Origin of the sequence: Bradyrhizobium sp., assembly GCF_035701725.1 — a bacterium.
Lineage (GTDB): Bacteria > Pseudomonadota > Alphaproteobacteria > Rhizobiales > Xanthobacteraceae > Bradyrhizobium.
Genome location: NZ_DASSRP010000380.1, coordinates 1 through 3,281 on the forward strand (window position 1 = coordinate 1; position 3,281 = coordinate 3,281).

Consider the following 3,281-nt stretch of genomic DNA (forward strand, 5'->3'; position numbering starts at 1 on the left):
ATGAAGTGGATCGGCAAGCATGCGATTGTCATCGGAGCAAGCATGGGGGGCCTGTTGGCCGCGCGAGCCGTTTCGGACTTCTACCAGCATGTAACGGTGCTGGAGCGCGACGCATTTCCCGAACAGGACGTCCCGCGCAAAGGCGTTCCGCAGGGACAGCACGCCCACGGATTATTGGCGCGTGGCCGCCAGGTGATCGAGGATTTCTTTCCGGGATGGACGGACGAGGTCGTCGCCAGCGGCGGCGCCAGGGGCGATATCGCCAATGACACGATCTGGATCGGTCATGGCGTGACGTTAAAGACCGCGCCGAGCGATCTGGTGGGACTTCTCGCTCCTCGCCCCGTGCTTGAAGGACATGTGCGACGCCGCCTGCTGTCGCACCCCAACGTCAAGGCGATCGCGAACTGTTCGGTGCGAGGGCTGATTGCCGACAACGGGCGATCGGCGATTACCGGGGTGCGCGTCAGCATCGAGGGTCGCGCCGAGCAGACCATGACGGCCGATCTCGTGATCGACGCCAGCGGCCGGGGCTCGTCGAGTCCGGCCTGGCTTGAACAGTTAGGCTACGCGCGGGCGAACGAAGAACGGGTCGAGATCGGCATCGGCTACACCACGCGGGTCTACCGTCGCAAAGCGGGCGATCTCGGCGGCAAGCTGGCGGTCGTGGTGGCCGGAAGCGGTCCGAACTGGCGCAATGGCGCACTTCTTTTCCAGGCAGAGGATCGCTGGATCGTGTCAATCGGCGGCTATTTCGGCGACCACGCGCCGACCGATGAGCAGATGTTTGCCGCCTACGCGGGCTCGCTTCCCACCTCGGATATCCACGACATCGTAACCAATGCCGAGCCGCTCGGTGACTTCGTCAAGTTCCGCTATCCGGCAAATCTGCGCCGCCGCTACGAACGGCTGCAGCGGTTCCCGGACAACTACCTCGTGTTCGGCGATGCCATCTGCAGCTTTAACCCGGTTTACGGGCAGGGCATGACGGTGGCGGCAGAGGAGGCGCTGTTGCTCCAGCAATGTCTTCGCCACGGCAACGCGGATCTTGCGTCCCGCTTCTTCCGTGCCGCCGCCACCACGATAGATACGCCCTGGGACATCGCGGTCGGAAACGATCTGCGGCACCCTCAGGTGAAAGCTCCGCGTCCGGCAAAAGTGCGCTTCATCAATTGGTATGTCGGCAAGCTGCATCAGGCTGCGCGCAGTGACGCCCACCTCAGCGATGCATTCTTGCAGGTCGCCAACCTTCAGGCGCCTCCGCTGCGGCTGTTGTATCCCGGCATCGTCCTGCGGGTGTTGTGGCAGAATCTTCGCAGGCGCTGGTCCGGCAGCGCGAGCATGCTTCAGTTGCGCGCCGGCGCGTAAGCCTCGCTCACTCTCTGAGGTCGTAGCGATACGATTTGGAGACGATTTGCCAGCCGTCCGGCAATTTCATCGCGACCAGGTAGTCGGTGAAATAGCGCGGCGGCCATTGGCAACGCACCTTGACGAAAGCCGTGGATTCGTCGGACCGGTCGATGCTGACGATGAAATCCTCGCGTGCCTTGCCCTCGGATTTGGCTGACGGGAGTTTCTTGAGCCGCTCGAGCCAGTTGGGCACGCTGACGACCTTGAGTTCGCCTTTTTCCAGCCAGCGCAGGTCGGCCGACGGATGGAAGACGGCTGCGAGTTTCTCGGTGTCGCATTCGTACAGGCCGTCAAAATAGTCCTGGACGACGGCTTCGACGCTGGAACGGTCATAGCTCATGGCATGGCTCCCGGCACGGTTTCTTATATCGCGCTGGCGGCGATGTTGACGGTCAGCGCGAGCAACGCAGTATTGAACACGAATGAGATGATTCCGTGGACGGTCGCGATGCGGCGGATGGTCTTGTCGGTGATGCCGACATCGGACACCTGTGCGGTCATCCCGATCACGAACGAGAAATAGACGAAGTCCCAATAGTCGGCGTGGTCGTCGGTGTCGCCGCTCGGGAATTGAAGGCCGCCGGCTTTCTCGCCGCGATAAAATTCGTGGGCGTAATGCAGCGCGAAGGCCGTATGCACCGCCGCCCAGGACAAGGCGACGGTCAGCGTGGCGAACAGCAGTTCGGCGGGTTGGTGCTGCCCCTGTCCGAGTTCGAACACGATGGCGGCGAGGCTTGCGAAGGCGCCAAGCGCGGTCAATAGCGGAATCAGAAAACGGCCGTCGTCCTGCAGCGCTGCCATGCGGCGGATGGTGCTCAAGGTGCTGCGCCCCATCATGACGTAGACCAGAACGACGTAGAGCGCGACGAATGTGTCCCAGCCGATCAACAGCCGCGTCACCAGCCGAAACGCGGAGGGCAGCAGGAAGAAGGTGACGATGCCGAGCGCGATCGACAGGAAGGTGCGCGGACGCGCGTAAACGAGGCGGACCGCCCGCGGCATCTTGCGGAAGCGAAGAAGCCGCGCTTCGAACTCCTCGCCCGCCATGCGGCTCAGTTCTTGCGTTCGGCGACAAAGCGCGCCGCCGCGCGCAGCACATCGCCCCTGGCGCCGAAGATCGAGAGTGCCTGGTCGGCCCGCGCCAGCAGATCGCGCACGCGCTGCTTGGCGCCGTCGATGCCAAGCTGGGTGACGAAGGTGGTCTTGCCCAGCGCTGCATCCTGCCCGGTCTGCTTGCCGAGCGCGGCCGCGTCGCCCTCGACATCGAGCAGGTCGTCGGCGATCTGGAACGCCTCGCCGAGCGCACGGCCGTAATCGTCGAGCGCCTGATATTCCTGTTGCGAGGATTGGCCGAGGATCGCGCCGGCGATGCAGCCGAAGCGCAGCAAGGCGCCGGTCTTCATCTGCTGCAGGCGCGCGACGTCGACCGGCTCGCGGTCGCCGAAGCGGCCTTCGCCGGCGAGGTCCAGCATCTGACCGCCGACCATGCCGCCGATGCCGGAAGCGCGTGCCAGCGCCCGGGTCAGCAGCAGGCGCACGGTCGGATCTTTGTGAATCTCGTCGCGGGTGATGATGTCGAAGGCGAGCGTCAACAGGCCGTCGCCGGCCAGAATCGCGGTCGCATCGTCGGTCTTCTTGTGCAGGGTCGGGCGTCCGCGCCGCAAGTCGCTGTTGTCCATCGCCGGCAGATCGTCATGGATCAGCGAATAGCAGTGGATGCATTCCAGCGCGGCGCCCGCGAGCAGCGCGGCGTTGCGGTCGACGCCGAACACCGCGGCGCTCTCCACCACGAGGAACGGCCGCAGCCGTTTCCCGCCACCGAGGCTGGAATAGCGCATGGCGTCCATCAACCGCTTCGGCCGCGCGATCTC

The 3,281-nt window shown here is 64.4% G+C and carries 4 protein-coding genes; 1 reads left to right on the plus strand and 3 read right to left on the minus strand.

All coding sequences use genetic code 11. The annotated features are described in order from the left end of the window. A partial coding sequence (locus VFL62_RS22945; protein ID WP_325174685.1) for an FAD-binding monooxygenase occupies window positions 1-1,368 on the plus strand: 1,368 nt, incomplete at its 5' end. A gap of 7 nt (window positions 1,369-1,375) precedes the next feature. Here the strand turns inward: VFL62_RS22945 and VFL62_RS22950 are convergent. The 3 genes from VFL62_RS22950 to VFL62_RS22960 all read right to left on the minus strand — a co-directional run. After that, on the minus strand, window positions 1,376-1,750 hold the full coding sequence (locus tag VFL62_RS22950) for a nuclear transport factor 2 family protein (protein ID WP_325174686.1): 375 nt from the start codon (window positions 1,748-1,750) through the stop codon (window positions 1,376-1,378). Window positions 1,751-1,773: 23 nt separating this feature from the next. After that, on the minus strand, window positions 1,774-2,457 hold the full coding sequence (locus VFL62_RS22955; RefSeq protein ID WP_325174687.1) for a DUF1345 domain-containing protein: 684 nt from the start codon (window positions 2,455-2,457) through the stop codon (window positions 1,774-1,776). A gap of 5 nt (window positions 2,458-2,462) precedes the next feature. After that, a partial coding sequence (locus VFL62_RS22960) for a farnesyl diphosphate synthase (RefSeq protein WP_325174688.1) occupies window positions 2,463-3,281 on the minus strand: 819 nt, incomplete at its 5' end.

Coding starts and splice junctions, on each gene's coding strand:
- VFL62_RS22950 (WP_325174686.1), bottom strand. CDS start 1,750: ATGAGCTATGACCGTTCCAGCGTCGAAGCCGTCGTCCAGGACTATTTT.
- VFL62_RS22955 (WP_325174687.1), bottom strand. CDS start 2,457: ATGGCGGGCGAGGAGTTCGAAGCGCGGCTTCTTCGCTTCCGCAAGATG.